Source organism: Sinomicrobium halophytocola (genome assembly GCF_052983395.1).
On the sequence record NZ_JBRKIT010000040.1, the window covers coordinates 270,905 to 290,944 of the forward strand.

Here is a 20,040-nt window from a genome sequence, read left to right on the forward strand (position 1 = left end):
ATATACGCTATTCTTCCTCGATCAGGTCCAACTCCACTTTCAGGTTATTGATAATGAATTCCTGTCTGTCCGGAGTATTCTTCCCCATATAAAACTCCAGGAGACTGTCTATGGACATCGCTTTGTCCAACATCACCGGGTCGAGCCGTATATCATCCCCTATAAAATGCTTGAACTCATCCGGGGAAATCTCCCCGAGCCCCTTAAACCTTGTTATTTCCGGTTTTCCTTTTAATTTATGTATGGCTTCCTGTTTTTCTTCTGCGCTGTAACAGTAAAAAGTTTCTTTTTTATTCCTCACCCGGAACAACGGGGTTTGCAGGATATACAAATGTCCTTCCTTGATAAGTTCCGGAAAGAACTGCAGGAAAAATGTAATCAGGAGCAGGCGTATATGCATTCCGTCCACATCGGCATCAGTAGCGATAACAATGTTATTATACCGGAGGTCTTCAAAAGATTCTTCGATATTCAGCGCGGACTGCAAAAGATTAAACTCTTCGTTCTCATATACCACCTTTTTACTCATCCCGTAGGAATTAAGCGGCTTACCCCGAAGACTGAATACCGCCTGGGTATTAACGTCCCTCGATTTGGTTATAGAACCGGAAGCGGAGTCCCCTTCGGTGATGAACAACGTGGATTCCAGTCGCCTCTCATTCTTCATATCCATAAGGTGCACACGACAATCCCTAAGTTTCTTATTGTGTAAACTGGCTTTTTTGGCACGTTCCCTGGCAAGTTTTCGTATACCGGAGAGTTCCTTACGCTCCCGTTCGGCCTGTAGTATTTTTCGTTGCAGTTTTTCCGCCGTCTCCGGATTCTTATGAAGGTAATTATCCAGTTGGGTTCCTATAAAATCATTGATATACGTCCTTACCGTTGGCAATCCGCCTCCCATATCGGCAGACCCAAGCTTGGTTTTCGTCTGGCTCTCAAAGACGGGTTCCATAACTTTCAGTGAAACCGCGGAAATAATGGATTTACGTATATCCGATGCATCGTAATTCTTTCCGTAGTAATCACGGATGGTCTTTACCACAGCTTCCCTGAAAGCAGCCAAGTGTGTACCCCCCTGGGTGGTATTCTGCCCGTTTACAAAGGAGTGATACTCTTCACTGTACTGGGTTTTACTATGGGTCATCGCTACCTCTATATCCGTTCCTTTCAGGTGGATAATGGGATACAGCATATCCTCCATATTATTATTATCCTCAAGCAGGTCTTTAAGACCATTTTCGGAATAAAATTTCTCTCCGTTAAAAACTATGGTGAGTCCAGGGTTCAGGTACACATAGTTTTTGAGCATCCGTTCGATGTACTCATTCCGGAACTTGTAATTTTTAAATATCGTTTCATCCGGAACAAAGGACACCTTGGTTCCCCGTCTCCTGGAGGTTTCAGGTAATTCTTCTTCATTCACCAGGTTCCCCGTCTCAAATTCGGCAGATTTTGATTTATTGTCCCTGGTAGATTCTACCCGAAAATAAGAAGAAAGTGCATTCACCGCCTTAGTACCCACCCCGTTAAGACCGACGGACTTTTTAAAGGCACGGGAATCGTATTTTCCCCCCGTATTCATCTTAGACACTACATCCACCACTTTCCCCAGGGGTATTCCTCTACCAAAATCCCTTACGGTGACCTTATTGCCCTGTATACTTATTTCGATGGTCTTTCCCGCTCCCATCACAAATTCGTCTATACAGTTGTCCATCACTTCTTTCAAAAGGATGTAGATACCGTCATCCGCACTGGAACCGTCCCCCAGTTTACCGATATACATCCCGGGGCGCATTCGTATATGCTCTTTCCAATCCAGTGAACGTATATTGTCTTCGGTATACTGAGATGTTTGCGACATTTTATAAGAAGTTTGGTTCTGATGCTAATATAGGAACTCCGCCTAAAATATGAAAGACGTAAAAATTAAATTAATCAACAACAGTAGTGGCAATATTGTTGATTAACAAATCCTGGCAAACATGAATTTGCGAGTAATGAAAGACAGAAGCGGCCCTTAAAAAGGCCACTTCCTAATATTTCGGATTATACGTTAAACCGGAAATGCATCACATCCCCGTCCTGTACCACGTATTCTTTTCCCTCTACACGCATTTTCCCTGCCTCCTTGACCTTTGCTTCGCTGCCCAGGGCTACATAATCGTTATAACCTATAACCTCGGCGCGGATAAATCCTTTTTCAAAATCGGTATGAATAACACCTGCAGCCTGCGGCGCCGTAGCACCGACAGGAACGGTCCACGCCCTGACTTCCTTGACACCTGCCGTAAAGTAGGTCTGCAGATCCAGAAGTTTGTATGCTGTACGGATCAGCCGGGATACGCCCGGTTCTTCCAGCCCTATATCCTGGAGGAACATCTGCCGTTCTTCATAATCTTCCAGCTCCGCAATATCTGCTTCCGTAGCCACAGCCAATACTATGATCTCCGCGTTCTCATCTTTTACGATCTCTTTTACCTTATCCACATAAGCGTTACCGTCTTTGGCCGAAGCTTCATCCACATTACACACGTACAGGATCGGTTTTGCCGTAAGCAACTGAAAGCCTTTTATGATCTCTTTCTCTTCTTCGCTCACCTCTACTGCTCTTGCGGAAATCCCGCTTTCCAGGGCAGATTTGAATTTTTGCAGCACCGCCTGCTCCTTTTGCGCGTTCTTATCACCGGTCTTGGCTGCACGGTTCACTTTTTCCAGGCGTTTGTCTATGGTATCGAGGTCTTTAAGCTGTAACTCAATATCAATGGTCTCTTTATCCCGGACCGGGTTAACACTACCGTCCACATGCACAATATTGCCATTATCAAAACAGCGAAGTACGTGAATGATGGCATGACATTCCCGGATATTTCCCAAAAACTGGTTTCCGAGACCTTCTCCCTTACTGGCTCCTTTCACTAGCCCGGCGATATCTACAATTTCCACCGTTGCAGGCAAAACTCTCTCGGGCTGCACCAGTTCTTCCAGTTTTTCCAGCCTGTAATCGGGTACATTTACCACCCCCAGGTTCGGCTCGATGGTACAGAACGGAAAATTGGCGCTCTGTGCCTTGGCATTAGATAAACAATTGAACAACGTTGACTTTCCTACATTAGGTAATCCTACTATTCCGGCTTTCATCTTGATATACAGTATTGAATTTTTTTGCGCTGCAAATATAAGGGGAATTAACCATTCTTCCCTATACACCCTTACAGACAGTCTTATACCTTTCACAAAAGAAATCAAGAACCTTAAAAAACTTTAATTAAAAACTACACAAACCTACAAAATCAAAAATATTAAACTTAAAACAGTTAAAATGTTAAATATTTTTACATAATTTTAACATAGAAACACACTCGAATTAATACCATATATTATGAAAAAACTACTGATTCTATGTACTTTAATTATTCATTCGCAACTCATTTATTCTCAAAACATTGTTACCGGGACAGTAAACGATGAAAACGGCACTCCCCTGGCCGGGGTAAATGTTGTAGAAAAGGGAACTTCCAACGGAACCTCTACGGATTTTGATGGAAAATATGAAATATCCGTCTCCGAAGGGGCAATTCTTGTTTTCAGCTATATTGGTTTTACCACATCCGAAATAAAAGCAAGCGACCCTACATTGAATGTTACCCTTTCCGAAGGAGTCCTCCTGGACGAAGTACAACTGGTCGGGTCCAGAAGTCCCAAAAGAACTGCCACCGATACTCCCGTAGCCGTAGATGTCATCGACCTGGCAGAGGTTACGGCAAAAAGCGGACAGATAGAGATCAACCAGATCCTGCAATATGCAGCACCTTCCTTCAATGCCGGCAAACAGTCCGGTTCGGACGGAGCAGACCATGTAGACCCCGCTTCGCTCCGGGGATTGGGACCTGACCAGACCCTGGTTCTTATAAACGGCAAGAGGAGACATCAGTCTTCCCTTATCAATCTCTTCGGAACAAGGGGAAGAGGAAATACCGGAACTGACCTGAATGCCATTCCCGCTGCGGCCATTAAGCGTATAGAGATACTGCGGGACGGAGCTTCTGCCCAATACGGGTCGGATGCCATTGCGGGAGTTATCAATATCGTCTTAAAAAACAATACGGATGAACTGACCGGAAGCGTAAGTTATGGTGCCTACAATACCAATGCCAACGGAGATTTCTACCAGTTCGGAGAATACGGACAATGGAATACGGATGGCTACCGGTTATCCACCTCCAAAGACGGGAACCAGCTTGACAAAGACAAGGATCTTGACGGGGGAAGCATCAGGGTTGCCGCCAATTATGGCGTAGGTATCGGGGAAGGCGGTTTCGCCAATATCACCACGGAATATATCCACAAAAACAAGACGCTTCGTCCCACTTTCGACTTTCGCAAAGGGTTCGGGGAAGCCGCAGTAGAAGGGTTCAATGTTATGTTGAATGCAGCAGTTCCGGTAACTGACAAAACCGAAATATACCTTTTCGGAGGGAGGAATTACCGCGATACCGATGCTTTTGCCTTTACCCGTAACAATCCTACCGAAAGAAACGTAACCGAAATTTATCCGGACGGCTTCACCCCGAGGATAACTTCCAACATAACAGACAATTCCATATCTGCCGGTGTGCGCACCGAAACCGAAAGCGGCTGGAAAATAGACATCAACAACACCTGGGGTAAAAACAACTTTCACTATTTCATCAAAGGCACCCTGAACGCTTCCCTCGGCGCTTTATCTCCTACCGATTTCGATGCGGGAGGCCACAGCCTCAGTCAGAATACCACAGGCGTAAACTTCTCCAAATACTATGACAACGTACTTCACGGCATGAACCTGGCATTCGGTATGGAATACCGTACCGAAAACTTCAGTATTTTTGCGGGAGAAGAAGGTTCCTGGGCAACATATGATGAAAACGGAGTAGTCGTTACAGACCCCTCCAACCAAACCATCCCTACCGTTGTTATTGACGGTGAAGAGGTCCCTCGTCCCGGCGGCTCACAAGGGTTTCCGGGGTACGGACCTGCAAACGAAGTAGACCGAAACCGCTCTAACATCTCACTCTACGCCGATGGGGAATTTGACCTGTCCGATCGTTTTTTAATTGCGGCAGCAGCCCGGTTTGAAAATTACAGTGACTTCGGCAGCACCCTGAACGGAAAACTGGCCGCAAGATTTAAGGTTTCGGACAATATCAACCTGCGGGCTTCCGCAAGTACCGGCTTCCGCGCCCCATCTCTTGCACAGATATACTACAACCTTCGTTTTACCGATTTCCAGGGAGGAGTAGCAGTGGAAACTTTATTGTCTCCGAACAACAGTCCGGTAACCAAATCGTTCGGTATTGACAACCTAAACGAAGAAAAAGCCCTGAATGCTGCGATAGGAATTACTGCCGGTTTCGGGGAATTTACCGCTACCATAGACGGATACTGGATCAAAGTGAACGACCGAATTGTACTTACGGGGAACTTCCCTGCACCACAAATAGAAAACGTGGAACAGGCGCAGTTCTTTGTAAATGGTGCAGACACAGAGACCAAAGGTGTGGATATCATCCTTTCCTGGAAAAGATATTTTGGCGAAAGCCGGTTTTCAGCCATCCTTACGGGAAATATCAACGATATGAAGATCAAAAAAGTACACAACAATGACCTGGACGAACAGATATTTTTCGGGGAAAGAGACAAGGCCTTCCTGTTGGCTTCCGCACCCGAAAACAAATTCAACCTCAACCTCAACTATGGCATCCGGTGGTTTGACATCAACCTGGCCCTGACCCGTTTCAGTAAAATAGAACTTCTGGACTGGCAAATGTTTGAAGATGTAGCCGACTATAACGATAATTTTGACAACCAGATCACAGCCGCCACCGACACTTACGATCCGAAAATAGTCACCGATCTCAACCTGGGCTTTCAACTCAACCAGAATCTGAAACTGAATATAGGAAGCAACAACCTCTTTAACATCTATCCCACCCAGCAGGATGATTGGTCGGAAAGTGGTGGATATTGGGACTCCGTACAAATGGGATTCAGTGGAGCTTTCTATTATGCAAGGCTAAATCTTAATTTCTGAAAAACAATAGTTAGAATACCAAAAAACTGTCATCCAAAAGGAAATTACACTACAAAATAGTCAAGAACAAACCTCATCCGCTTTACCCCGGATGCTGCAAAACAAAGAGGAGATCCTCCCCGGGACTCCTCTTTTTATTTTCCCGGATAATTCCATATCAGACCTACTCTCCATAAGCGGAAAATTCGTAATTTCGTCACTTTGTCCAAAAAGCTGTTTTTTAAGCATTTCTTTATGACGAATTTCGAAGAGAACATTGAAGTCCTCGGTGCCAGAGTTCACAACCTGAAAGATATCGATGTCACCATTCCCAGGGAAAAACTTGTGGTCATTACCGGTTTGTCCGGAAGCGGGAAATCATCCCTTGCTTTCGATACCATATATGCCGAAGGGCAACGCAGATACATTGAAACCTTTTCCGCTTATGCCCGGCAATTCCTGGGTGGACTTGAACGTCCGGACGTAGATAAAATAGATGGACTGTCCCCCGTAATCGCCATAGAACAAAAGACCACTTCAAGATCACCAAGGTCTACGGTAGGGACCATTACCGAAATTTATGACTTCCTCAGGTTACTCTACGCCAGGGCATCGGATGCATACAGTTACAATACCAACGAAAAGATGGTGAGTTACAGTGATGAACAGATCAAAGAACTCATTATTCAGGATTTTGCCGGCAAACGCGTCTACATTCTCGCTCCCGTAATCAAATCGAGAAAAGGCCACTACCGCGAACTTTTCGAACAGATCGCCAAACAGGGATTTGTCAAAGTACGTGTAGACGGGGAAATAAAAGACCTGGAAAAAGGGATGAAGGTAGACCGGTACAAAACCCATGACATAGAAATTGTCATTGACCGTCTCCAGGTAAACGAAGACGAAGACTTCCAGAAACGCCTGATGGAGAGCATCAACACGGCCATGTACCACGGGGACGATGTTCTCATGGTTATGGAACACGGAGGAGATAACACGCGTTACTTCAGCCGTACCCTCATGTGCCCCACCACAGGTATTTCCTATCCCAATCCGGAACCCAACACCTTCTCGTTCAACTCCCCGAAAGGAATGTGCCCGCATTGCAGCGGACTGGGAACAGTACGTGAGATCAATATTAAAAAAATAATTCCCAACCGCAATGCCACCATAAAATCAGGAGGTATAGCACCATTGGGAGAATATAAAAAATCGTGGATATTCAAACAGGTGGAAATTATTGCGGAACGGTTTAACTTTAAGCTTACCGACCCGATAAAAGATATCCCCGAAGAAGCTATAAACATGATCCTTTACGGAGGAAACGAAAAATTCTCTATCGCTTCCAAAACCCTGGGGATTACACGCGATTACAGAATAGACTTTGAAGGTATTTTAAACTTCATTCAAAACCAGTACAAGGAAAATCCTTCGGCCTCGGTAAAACGATGGGCCAAGGAATACATGGACAAAGTCGTTTGCCCGGAATGCGAAGGTTCCCGCCTGCGCAAAGAATCCCTCTATTTTAAAATAAACGAAAAAAACATAGCGGAACTGGCCTCTATGGACATTTCCGACCTGGCAATATGGTTTAAAAATCTCCCCGGGCACCTGTCCGAAAAACAGTTTAAAATAGCCGAGGAGATCTTAAAGGAAATCCGTTCCAGGTTGCAATTCCTTCTGGATGTGGGGCTTAATTACCTCGCACTGGATCGCGGGTCCAAATCACTTTCCGGGGGAGAAGCACAACGTATCCGTCTGGCTACACAAATAGGTTCACAACTGGTAGGTGTACTCTACATACTTGATGAGCCCAGTATAGGACTGCACCAACGGGACAATGAACGGCTTATCAACTCCCTGGAGGCCCTACGGGATATTGGTAACTCTGTTATCGTAGTAGAACACGACAAAGACATGATAGAAAGGGCCGACCATGTTATTGACATAGGTCCCAGAGCGGGAAGGCATGGCGGTGAGATTATTTCACAGGGGCATCCGGACGAAGTGAAGAAGCACCACACCCTCACAGCCGACTATCTCAATGGCTCCCGAAGAATAGAAATCCCGGAAAAACGGAGAAAAGGTAACGGCAATACTATCGTTTTGAAAGGCTGCACCGGAAACAACCTCAAGAATGTGGATGTGGAATTCCCCCTGGGTAAAATGATCGGGGTGACCGGGGTATCGGGAAGCGGAAAATCTACCCTCATCAATGAAACCCTGTACCCTATCCTTAATGCACATTTTTTCAATGCCGTTAAAAAGCCCATGCCATACAAAAGCATTCAAGGGCTGGAGCATACGGACAAAGTCATAGACATTAACCAATCACCCATAGGAAGGACTCCCAGGTCCAATCCGGCGACCTACACCGGTGTTTTCAGTGAAATACGCAACCTGTTTGCCAAAACGCCGGAGGCAATGATAAGAGGTTACAAACCGGGCCGTTTCAGCTTTAACGTAACCGGGGGAAGATGTGAAACCTGCCAGGGAGCCGGGGTAAAAGTTATTGAAATGAACTTCTTACCCGATGTATATGTGGAATGCGAGACCTGCCAGGGTAAACGGTTCAACCGGGAAACTCTGGAAATAAGATACAAAGGGAAATCTATTTCGGATGTTCTGAATATGACTATAAACGAATCCGTAGAATTTTTTGAGAACATCCCCAAAATATACCGAAAATTAAAGACTATCCAGGATGTTGGACTTGGTTACATTACCCTTGGACAACAGTCCACCACCCTTTCGGGAGGAGAAGCACAACGTATAAAACTAGCCACCGAACTTTCCAAAAGGGATACCGGAAACACCTTTTACATCCTGGACGAACCCACAACAGGTTTGCATTTCGAAGATATCAGGGTATTGATGGAAGTACTGAATCGATTGGTAAATAAAGGAAATACGGTTCTGATCATAGAACACAACCTGGATGTTATAAAAATGGCAGACCACCTCATCGATATCGGTTATGAAGGAGGAAAAGGAGGAGGACAGATAATAACCACCGGCACGCCCGAAGAGGTGAGTAAACATCCTAAAAGCTATACGGCAAAATTTTTAAAAAAAGAACTGGAATAAACATTCTGCAAAAAGATAAGATCCGTTTTTGCAGGATGTTCGCCTTATCATTGTAAAAAAATCCCAAACCTCCGGGGACAGACATAGATAAAAACAGGAAACCGGCAAACTACCCTTACGCATCGCAACACTGTTTTCGAATACTAAATTTTAATTCTATTATAATATAGATAAAAGTAAAATTATCTATGTTTACAATCTGAAAAATAAATCAGGAAGTGACGGCCCCGAAAACAAATACCGGAAAGGACCGGGATTGGCATAAAAAACAGAATACTATATATGAGTCAAAAACATCACCACAAAAGCTGGAATGAAATAAAAGCAAACGATTCCTGGGCCATTTTTAAAATTATGGGGGAATTCGTAGGTGGATTTGAAAAAATGAGCAAGATCGGTCCGTGTGTATCCATATTCGGATCGGCAAGGACTAAGCCCGGAGAAAAATATTATGACCTTGCCCAAAAGATCGCATTCAAAATAGTTAATCACGGTTATGGCGTAATTACGGGAGGAGGTCCCGGTATCATGGAAGCCGGGAATAAGGGAGCCCACCTCGCCGGCGGCACTTCGGTTGGCCTGAATATCGACCTTCCGTTCGAGCAGCATGACAATCCCTATATAGACAACGACAAAAACCTTCATTTCGATTATTTTTTCGTTCGAAAGGTCATGTTTGTTAAATATGCCCAGGGATTTGTAGTTATGCCCGGTGGTTTCGGTACGATGGATGAGCTTTTTGAGGCCATCACCCTGATACAAACAAAAAAAATCGGTAAATTTCCCATCATACTTGTTGGCTCCGAGTTTTGGGGAGGGCTCTTCGAATGGGTACGTACTTCCCTCCTGGAACACCAGCGCAATATCAGCCCCCAGGATATGGATCTTGTAAAAATTGTGGATACCGAAGATGATGTGCTGGAAATCCTGGATTCTTTTTACAAAGAATCTAACCTCAGCCCAAATTTTTAAGACCAATATGCCGCAACCATATAAAAACATCAAATACCCGGAAAAAAGGTGCATCCTTTACGCACCCCTGCGATATTTTGCCCGGAATTGCGGCTTTTTCATTCTCCTGCTCCTGTTAACAACACTGCAAAGCCTTTCGGCCCAAAACCGCCAGACTATTGTAGCGAGATTCCTTCCGGCTAGCAAAACAATTAACATACAGCAGGAAATCATTTTCCACAACCGTTCCCGTGATACTCTCAATACTATTTATTTAACAGACTGGAACAATGCTTATTCCGGGAAGAACACTGCCCTGGCCAAAAGGTTCGGTGAGGAATTCGACAAAAGCCTTCACCTGGCTAAAAATAGGGTGCGCGGAAGCACCAAAGTTATCTCTATCGTAGACAAAAATTTTAACCCGATCGAATGGGAACGGATGGACTCTAAAGACATCATCAAAGTCCAGCTTAATTTCCCGGTCTATCCCGGTGATGACCTATTACTGAAGCTTTCCTATTCCGTTAGACTCCCTTCAGCAGAATTCACACGTTACGGTTTTGAAGATAACGGAAATTTCACCTTGAGATACTGGTACATTACCCCGGCTGTTTATGATGATGACAGTGATGACTGGGTCATATATAGTAATAAAAACCTGGATGACCTCTATACGGATAAAACCGATTACAAGGTAGTTTTTAACTACCCGGAGAGCTACGCCCTGAACACCAATCTGAATATAGCTGAAACTAAAAAGATAGGGGATTTACAACAGGTCGTACTCACCGGTAACGAAAGAAATGATGTGAAACTCTACCTGGAAAGGGACAATTCTTTCCAGACCTATACCAACCACCATCTCTCTCTCACGACGAACATCGCCTTTAAAGATATGGGGCCAGAGGCAAGGAAAATGGCCGTAGACCGGGTCATAAATTATATCTATGACCATCTGGGTACATACCCTTATTCCAAACTCCTGGCAACCGAAACCGAATACAAAAAAAATCCACTTTACGGACTCAACCAGCTTCCCTCCTTTCTCCGGCCGTTTCCTGAGGAATTCCAGTACGAATTGAAACTGCTCAAAACCACCCTCAACGATTACCTCGAAAATAACCTGTTCCTGAATACCCGGAAAGATCGCTGGATCACTGATGCCATACAAACTTATCTCATGATAAAATATGTTGAGGAATTTTATCCGGACATGAAACTGATGGGTAAGTTATCCGATTTATGGCTGGTAAGAAGCTTTCACATCGCACAAAAAGGCTTTAACGATCAATATCCGTTACTGTTTATGCTTATGGCCAGCAGAAATCTGGACCAGTCTCTGGCCGCCCCAAAAGACGAGCTTATCAAATTCAATGAAAAAATAGCAGGTAAATATAAAGCCGGGCTGGGGCTCGTTTATCTCGAAAACTATCTAGGAGACGGCAGCATCCCCGAAAAAATAAAAGAATTCTATCGGGAACATTCACTCGGATACGTCAGCGCCATCGATTTTGAAGAGACTCTTAAAGAGGGCACATCCAAGAATATAGATTGGTTTTTTGATGAATATGTGAGTACGAGGCACAAGATAGACTTTACCATAAAAAAGGTAAAAAAGACCGAAGATTCCGTTTACGTCACCATAAAGAACAAGCGGCGGACCAATGTCCCTATTTCCCTCTTTGGGGTTCGTAACGACAGCGTCCTTTCCAAATACTGGTTTGAAAATATTATCGGAGAAAAGACCTTTCGTATTCCGTATAACCAGGAAAAAAGACTGGTATTAAATTACGACAAGATAATCCCTGAATTCAATCAGCGTGATAACTGGAAGTCCCTGAATGGTTTTTTCTCACAGAACCGGCGAATAAAACTGCAATTCTTTAAAGACGCAGAAAATCCGTACTACAACCAGGTTTTCTTCGTCCCCACGGCTTCGTACAACTATTATGACGGCGTAGTACTTGGAATGCGATTGCACAACAAAACTCTGACAACACAACCGTTTTTATACGATATGGTACCTGCTCTGGCCACCAAAGGAAAATCCCTTGTCGGTTCCGGTCTCATCGCCTACCGGAATTATATGGACCAGGACAACCTGTATTTGAGTACTTTTTCCGTCAGCGGTTCCAGCTATCACTACGCTCCAAACCTCCGGTACAGCACTATTACCCCGGCTATAAGTCTTGGCTTCCGGACCGATGATTTCCGGTCCAATATAAAAGAATCCCTCACCTTTCGTTTTGTAAACGTTATCCGGCAGAAGGACGATCTCGTAAACCCGGATAACACAGACCCCGATTACAGTGTTTTCAATACCAGGTATTCGTATTCCAATAATGGCATCATCAACTATTTCTCCTGGTTCACCGATTTTCAACTGGCCGGTAATTTCTCCAAGTTATCTTTTGACCTGGAATACCGGAAATTATATCAGAATAACAGGCAGCTTAACCTCCGTCTGTTCGCGGGAAAATTTATTTACAACGATACCAGTTCCGATTATTTCAGTTTTGCCCTGGACCGCCCCACTGATTACCTGTTTGATTTTGGCTACCTGGGAAGATCCGAAACCTCAGGGATACTGAGCCAGCAGATCATCATTGCCGAAGGAGGATTCAAATCCAAGTTCCTGGACCCCTACGCCAATAACTGGATGGTAACTGCCAATGGCAGCTTCAATGTCTGGAGATGGGTAGAACTTTATGGCGATATCGGCTGGATTAAAAGTAAGCAGGAACCGGAACGCTTCGTTTATGATTCCGGTATACGGTTAAACCTCGTTACCGATTACTTCGAATTGTATTTTCCACTCTACTCCAATAACGGATGGGAAATCGCACAGCCTCAGTACAATGAAAAAATACGTTTTATTGTCACGCTGTCTCCTAAAACCCTGGTTAAATTGTTTACCAGAAAATGGTTTTGAGATCATGGTCCCGCCCGTGTTCTTTCAACATAGCATTACAAAGAAGATAACCTGGTTTATTAAAAGAGAGTAATACTCCATCAGGAAAAACTTTCCGTACCCACCGAATTTTAATTCCCCTATATTTGCCCTGTAAAATCATTCTGATGAATATAGAAGAACAACTACACGAGAGAAGTGGCTCCACTTGTGAGTTAAGCGGTGCTACAGATAATTTGAAAGTTTACCAGATACCCGGTTCTCCCGTAGAAGGAGCAGATGCTAGCATCCTGATCAGCGATACCTGTCTGCAACAGATAGAAAATCCGGAAACCATCGATACCAACCACTGGCGATGTCTGAACGATAGCATGTGGAGTACTGTTCCTGCGGTTCAGGTTATGGCATGGCGTATGTTAAACAAGCTGAAATCGGAAGGCTGGCCACAAAATCTGCTGGACATGATGTACCTGGATGATGAAACCCTGGCATGGGCAAAGGCCGCCGATGATGCCAGTGACAAAAGTACTGTAAATCATACGGACAGTAACGGTGCTGTCCTCGAAGCCGGGGACACCGTAGTACTTATCAAAGACCTGAACGTAAAAGGTTCGTCCCTGACCGCAAAAAGAGGTACAGCCGTACGGAGAATTTCCCTCGTCCACGACAATCCTGAACAAATAGAAGGCAAAGTGGAAGGGCAACAAATCGTTATATTAACTAAATTTGTAAAGAAGACATGATTTCTCTTTACGGGAAGTCCCGATGTCTTTCCTTTAAACAAAACGCAATAAAAACTCAAATATAAAGATTAATTTGATTTTTTATTAAAAAAATGCACTTTAAATTATCAATACAACACCTAAAGACACCTTGCAGGTCTTGCAAAAGCGGAATGTTTTCCTTAATTTTGTACACCCTTTAAAACAATAACATGCATACCGAAACAGATTCCCAGAAAGACATCACCTTCAACGATTTTAAAAACCAGGTTCTGGACGACTATAGGATAGCCGTAATGAGCCGGGAATGCAGTTTCCTCGGCCGAAGGGAAGTCTTGACGGGAAAAGCTAAGTTCGGTATATTTGGTGACGGTAAAGAAACACCCCAGCTCGCTATGGCCAGGGCCTTCAAAAACGGTGACTTCCGTAGTGGTTATTACCGCGATCAGACCTTTATGATGGCCATAGGAAGCCTGACTGCAAAGCATTTTTTTGCAGGATTGTATGCGCACACTGATATAGAAAAAGAACCCATGAGCGCGGGGAGGCAGATGGGTGGTCACTTCCTGAGCCACAACCTGAATGAAGACGGAAGCTGGAAAAACCTTACCAAACAGAAAAACAGCAGTGGTGACATCTCCCCTACCGCGGCACAAATGCCAAGGTTACTGGGGCTTGCACAGGCATCCAGTATCTACCGGAAGTCCGGGGACATGGACAGCGCTAACTTCTCCGATAACGGAAATGAAGTGGCCTGGGGTACTATCGGAAACGCCAGCACCAGTGAAGGCCTTTTTTTCGAGACCATTAATGCCGCAGGAGTACTACAGGTCCCTATGGTAATAAGTATCTGGGACGACATGTATGGAATATCCGTACACGCAAAACACCAGACTACTAAAGAAAACATATCCGAAGTCCTGAAAGGTTTTCAACGCGACGACAAACCCGGCTTCGAAATCACAGTGGTAAAGGGATGGGATTATCCTGCTCTTGTAGAAGCCTATGAAAATGCGGGAAGACTGGCCCGGGAAGAACATGTTCCCGTCCTTATCCATGTAACGGAACTCACCCAGCCACAAGGGCATTCGACTTCCGGGTCACACGAAAGATATAAGAACAAGGAAAGACTTGATTGGGAAAGGGCGCATGACTGCAACCTCAAAATGAGGGAATGGCTTCTGGACAACGGTTTTGCAACCGAAGAAGAACTGGCCATTCTTGAAAAGGAAGTAAAAAGAGAGGTCCGCGAGGCGAAAAAAGAAGCCTGGGCTGAATTTATATCCCCTGTAAAAAGCAAAAAGAAAGAAGCTATTGCCCTACTGGACAGCCTGGCGGGTAAAAGTGCTAATAAATCTTTTATCAACAAACTGAAAAACGATCTTATAGCCATAGACGAACCAGCCAAAAAGGATATACTTTCCTTAAGCAGGCGTGCATTCCGCTATGTAATACATGAAACCCTGGAGGAAAAAGACAAACTGTCGGCCTGGATAGAAAATTACCTCAGAGAAGAACAACCGAAATACAGTTCTCACCTGTATAGCGAGCTTCCCGACAAGGCTATCGGTGTAACAGAAATAGTACCACAATACGGTGAAGACCCAGAATTGGTAGACGGACGTATTGTGATCCGGGATAATTTTGACAAGCTTTTCTCCAAATATTCCAACGCTCTTGTCTTTGGCGAGGACAGTGGTAATATCGGAGACGTAAACCAGGGGCTCGAAGGACTTCAGAAGAAATATGGCGATATCCGGGTAGCCGATACCGGAATACGCGAAGCCACCATTCTGGGACAAGGTATAGGACTCGCTCTAAGAGGGCTACGCCCCATTGCGGAAATACAATATCTCGACTATATACTGTATGCGCTTCAGACCATGAGTGACGATCTGGCATCGTTACATTACCGCACCATGGGAAAACAAAAGGCCCCCGTGATCGTAAGAACTAGGGGACATCGCCTGGAAGGTATATGGCACGCAGGATCGCAGATGGGAGGGCTCATTCACCTGCTCAGGGGTATGTATATCCTCACCCCGAGAAACATGACCAAAGCGGCCGGGTTTTATAATACCCTTATGGAAAGTGATGAACCCGCCCTTATTATAGAGAGCCTTAACGGCTATCGCCTCAAAGAATACCTGCCGGAAAACCTGGGGGAATTTCGTACTCCAATCGGAAAGATCGATGTTGTAAAAGAAGGTGAAGACATTACGCTGCTGTCTTACGGTTCTACCTTCCGCATTGTGGAACAGGTAGCCAAAGACCTTCTTGAAGCAGGCATCGACGCTGAAGTGATCGATGCACAGACACTTTTACCGTTCGACATCCGCCATGAAACCGTAGAAAGTGTAAAGAAAACAAACCGACTGCTCATTATTGATGAAGATGTTCCCGGTGGAGCTTCGGCTTACCTGATGCAGGAAGTGGTGGAAAAGCAGGAAGCATACAAGTACCTGGACAGCGCTCCACAAACCCTTACCGCACAACCACACAGACCGGCCTACGGGACCGATGGAGATTACTTTTCCAAACCGAATGCAGAAGACATTTTCGAAAGAATTTACGCCATTATGCACGAAGCTGATCCTGTGAAATATCCGAAACTAAGGTAATTGTGTCCACTTTCATTATTCTTATAAACCGTAACAGGTGAAAATTACCGTATAAACCCTTTGATACAACAAAAAAATCGTATCCCGCATAGGATTTTTTGGCCATAATCCTTTTCTTTATTAAAAATTAAGGAAAGTACCTGTTATGCGAATAGAAAACGATATAAAACTAGGGTTTAAAGATGTAATGATACGCCCGAAGCGGTCTACTCTGAATTCCAGGGCAGCCGTTAGTCTCGAAAGGGAATTCAGATTCATGCATACGGGTAAAATCTGGAACGGAGTCCCGATTATTGCGGCAAACATGGATACCGTAGGAACTTTTGAAATGGCTTTTGCCCTTGCTACCCACCAACTCATAACCGCCATTCATAAGCATTACAGTTTCCAACAATGGGAAGAGTTTATGGCTAACGGTGGAAAAGAGATTGCAGACCATATTGCGATAAGTACCGGAACCGGGGATAAAGACGCAGGAAAACTGCATAGACTTCTCGGTAAATTCCCTCAGATCTCATTCATATGCATCGATGTAGCGAATGGTTATTCCGAACACTTTGTCTCTTTTGTAAAGGCGACCAGGAAACAGTTCCCCGAAAAAGTGATTATTGCCGGGAATGTGGTTACCGGGGAAATGGTAGAAGAACTTCTGCTGGCCGGGGCCGATATTATCAAAGTTGGCATAGGCCCCGGAAGCGTTTGTACCACAAGAGTAAAAACGGGAGTTGGCTATCCTCAGTTATCTGCTATTATAGAATGTGCTGATGCTGCCCACGGTCTGGGTGGCCAGATCATTTCGGACGGCGGGTGTAAAATACCGGGCGACATAGCCAAAGCATTCGGCGGTGGAGCCGACTTTGTGATGCTGGGAGGCATGCTGGCCGGACATTCCGAGAGTGGCGGGGAAACCATAGAAAGAGACGGACAAAAGTACAAACTCTTTTATGGTATGAGCTCTGAAACCGCAATGACAAAACACATCGGAGGAGTGGCCGAATATCGTGCCAGCGAAGGTAAAACTGTAAAAATCCCGTACAAAGGAGATGTAACAAATACAGTAAAGGATATTCTCGGAAGCCTTAGGTCTACCTGCTCATATGTAGGCGCCCAACGCCTTAAAGAACTGACTAAAAGAACTACTTTTATTCGTGTTACGGAACAACAAAACGAAGTTTTCGAATAGATGCCCATGCGAACGGAATTCTATTCCCCGCATTCAGATAGTTAACAATTATGAATATAACCACCGAGAACATTTTACTCATAGGCTCTGCCCTGCTCTTTATAAGTATAATTGCCGGAAAAACTTCCTATCGCGTTGGGCTTCCTACCCTTATCCTGTTCCTTGCCATAGGGATGCTGGCCGGCTCCGAAGGCATCGGGGGGATTCACTTTGATGATCTGGGAACAGCGCAGTTCATCGGTATCGTATCTTTAAATTTCATTCTTTTCTCAGGGGGACTGGACACCAGCTGGAAATCAATTAAACCCGTCTTCTGGCAGGGAATATCATTATCTACCCTCGGGGTGCTTCTTACCGCCACATCCCTGGGCTTTTTTGTATGGGCCATCACCGATTTTACGATCTACGAAGGGATGTTACTTGGTGCGATTGTCTCATCAACAGACGCCGCAGCGGTTTTTTCTATTCTCAGGTCCAAAAACATAGCCCTCAAAACCAACATACGCCCCACCCTGGAACTGGAAAGTGGTAGTAATGACCCGATGGCATATTTCCTGACTATTGCGTTTCTGAGCCTGGTAATAAACCAGGATGAAGGCATATGGTCTGTCGTACCGATGTTCCTGAAACAGATTTCCCTGGGCCTGCTATTGGGCTTTCTCTTTGGTAAAGCCGGTAAATTTATCATTAACAAGATCAATATCGATTTTGAAGGACTATACCCGGTATTGGCAATAGCGCTCATGTTTTTTACGTTTTCAGCTACCGATTTCATAGGAGGCAATGGGTTTCTTGCCGTATACCTGTGCGCCGTATATCTTGGCAACCAGGATATCATTCACAAGAAGACCATTATGAGAATGTTTGACGGACTGGCCTGGCTTATGCAGATAGCCCTGTTCCTGACCCTGGGGCTCCTGGTTTATCCCAGTCAAATCCCACCTATCTTTGGTATAGGCATCCTCATTTCACTTTTCCTGATCTTTATCGCACGGCCATTCAGCGTATTTTTCAGCCTCGTATTCTTCAGAATGAAACTTCGCAGGCGCTGGTATATTTCATGGGTAGGACTACGAGGAGCCGTTCCAATCGTATTTGCTACTTATCCCTTACTAGCCGGTATAGACAAAGCAGGTATCATTTTCAATATTGTGTTCTTCGTCTCCGTAACCTCCGTACTCGTGCAAGGGACCACCCTATCGGTTGTAGCCAAATTGCTTCATGTAGCACTTCCGGAAAAAGCCAAACGAAAAACACCGGTAGACCTCTTTTTGTCCGACAGTGCCAAATCCGCATTAGAAGAAATACACCTGGACGCGGACAATCCTTCCGTAGGCAAAAAAATTGTAGACCTGCATTTTCCTAAGAACGCGATCATTGCCATGATAAAAAGAAACGGAAAGTATATAACACCAAATGGAGCTACCGTACTGGAAAACGGGGATTTTCTGGTGGTCCTGGCCGAAAATAAGGACGGACTGGAACAGGTATATGACACCCTCCAGATACGCGATACAGAACACAAATACGAAATGGACTAAATAACTACTAATCGGTACTTGCCGTTTAGCGCCTACTCCCGCCCGAAACAACAGTATAGATACTCTTTCTCAGGCAAACCTACCTTAGCGGTTGAGTTCCGTATCCGTAAAATAATACATCGCCTTTTGCAAAAATTCTGCAAAAAAAGGATTGGGTTTTCCGTTTACCGTAGTATACCTTTTATCCTGTACATAAAGATCTCCTAATCCTTTATACGCTTCCGCCTTGGTAGCTTTCGGATTCCCCCAGAAGCGCATAATATACTCATAGTGCCTCCGGATCTCCGACTGCACTTCTACATCGGCCGGATTCCTGTCACAAAGCTGTAACAACTTTTCGGTATTCGCTTTGAAGCCGTCCTGCAATGCCTGAAAACTCTCTTTGTCCATTTTCAGCAGTTGTTTCTCCGCGTGCTCTACCTGGCCCGGCCATTTTTCCATGGCTTCCTTTCGCCAGATCCCGGCCTGTTCCCTCGGCAGCCCCTTGTATAAATCTTCCGGTTTTATCATTTTTTTGTTTTTTAAATTTGTAATGGTTTGCTGTAATGTAGACATCATGGTATGTATCCGATTTTTCTCGGCAATAAGGCGTTTTCTGTGATCTTCCAACGCCATCAAAATATCGAATTCAGGATCATCCAGCGCCTCTTTTATATCCTTTAAGGGAAATGCCAGCTCCCTGTAAAAAAGGATCTGCTGTAAGCGAAGGAGGTCCTCTTCCCCATACTTTCCGTAGCCAGCAGTAGTACGAACCGATGGTTTCAGCAAGCCGATATGATCGTAATAATGTAGTGTACGCACACTCACTCCCGCTATTTTGGCCAGCTTTTTCACCGAATGATACTTCATGACTGTACTTTTAAGATTAACAGGAACAAAAATAAGCTATGACATAAGGTAAGGGTCAAGGATTTTTTGTTCTTTTTCAGAAAATAAAACATAAACATATGATATATAGTGTTTTGATATCAT

The 20,040-nt window shown here is 44.6% G+C and carries 11 protein-coding genes; 8 read left to right on the top strand and 3 right to left on the bottom strand.

From position 1 onward, the window contains the following. Positions 1-7: 7 nt before the first annotated feature. Positions 8-1,864, bottom strand: coding sequence for a DNA topoisomerase IV subunit B (locus tag ACVBDY_RS17910; protein WP_447176830.1), 1,857 nt, complete (start codon positions 1,862-1,864; stop codon positions 8-10). A 185-nt stretch (positions 1,865-2,049) separates the two neighbouring features. Further along, complete coding sequence (ychF, locus tag ACVBDY_RS17915; RefSeq protein WP_447176831.1) at positions 2,050-3,141, bottom strand: redox-regulated ATPase YchF; 1,092 nt, start codon at positions 3,139-3,141, stop codon at positions 2,050-2,052. Positions 3,142-3,382: 241 nt separating this feature from the next. Between ychF and ACVBDY_RS17920 the strand changes: the two genes are divergently transcribed. The 8 genes from ACVBDY_RS17920 to ACVBDY_RS17955 all read left to right on the top strand — a co-directional run bounded on the left by ACVBDY_RS17920 (position 3,383) and on the right by ACVBDY_RS17955 (position 19,068). Next, positions 3,383-6,073 carry a TonB-dependent receptor gene (locus ACVBDY_RS17920; protein WP_447176832.1) on the top strand — a complete coding sequence of 897 codons (2,691 nt, stop codon included), beginning with the start codon at positions 3,383-3,385 and terminating at the stop codon, positions 6,071-6,073. Between the two features lie 234 nt (positions 6,074-6,307). Then, entirely contained in the window at positions 6,308-9,139 is a 2,832-nt protein-coding gene (gene uvrA / locus ACVBDY_RS17925; RefSeq protein WP_447176833.1) for an excinuclease ABC subunit UvrA, read from the top strand. 282 nt (positions 9,140-9,421) lie between these two features. Further along, the gene (locus ACVBDY_RS17930; RefSeq protein WP_447176834.1) at positions 9,422-10,111 is read left to right on the top strand and encodes an LOG family protein; all 690 of its coding nucleotides are present in this window, start codon (positions 9,422-9,424) and stop codon (positions 10,109-10,111) included. A gap of 7 nt (positions 10,112-10,118) precedes the next feature. After that, positions 10,119-13,022, top strand: a complete 2,904-nt coding sequence (locus ACVBDY_RS17935) for a gluzincin family metallopeptidase (protein ID WP_447176835.1) — start codon at positions 10,119-10,121, stop codon at positions 13,020-13,022. A gap of 146 nt (positions 13,023-13,168) precedes the next feature. After that, a complete protein-coding gene (locus ACVBDY_RS17940; protein ID WP_447176836.1) occupies positions 13,169-13,744 on the top strand; it encodes a PhnA domain-containing protein in 576 nt (191 codons plus the stop codon). A 191-nt stretch (positions 13,745-13,935) separates the two neighbouring features. Then, the gene (locus ACVBDY_RS17945) at positions 13,936-16,344 is read left to right on the top strand and encodes an alpha-ketoacid dehydrogenase subunit alpha/beta (protein WP_447176837.1); all 2,409 of its coding nucleotides are present in this window, start codon (positions 13,936-13,938) and stop codon (positions 16,342-16,344) included. 145 nt (positions 16,345-16,489) lie between these two features. Continuing rightward, positions 16,490-17,527 carry a GMP reductase gene (locus tag ACVBDY_RS17950; RefSeq protein WP_447176838.1) on the top strand — a complete coding sequence of 346 codons (1,038 nt, stop codon included), beginning with the start codon at positions 16,490-16,492 and terminating at the stop codon, positions 17,525-17,527. A 50-nt stretch (positions 17,528-17,577) separates the two neighbouring features. After that, positions 17,578-19,068, top strand: a complete 1,491-nt coding sequence (locus tag ACVBDY_RS17955; RefSeq protein WP_447176839.1) for a potassium/proton antiporter — start codon at positions 17,578-17,580, stop codon at positions 19,066-19,068. Positions 19,069-19,152: 84 nt separating this feature from the next. Here ACVBDY_RS17955 and ACVBDY_RS17960 read toward each other — a convergent pair whose 3' ends face one another. Further along, positions 19,153-19,917, bottom strand: coding sequence for a MerR family transcriptional regulator (locus ACVBDY_RS17960; RefSeq protein ID WP_447176840.1), 765 nt, complete (start codon positions 19,915-19,917; stop codon positions 19,153-19,155). Between the last annotated feature and the right edge of the window lie 123 nt (positions 19,918-20,040).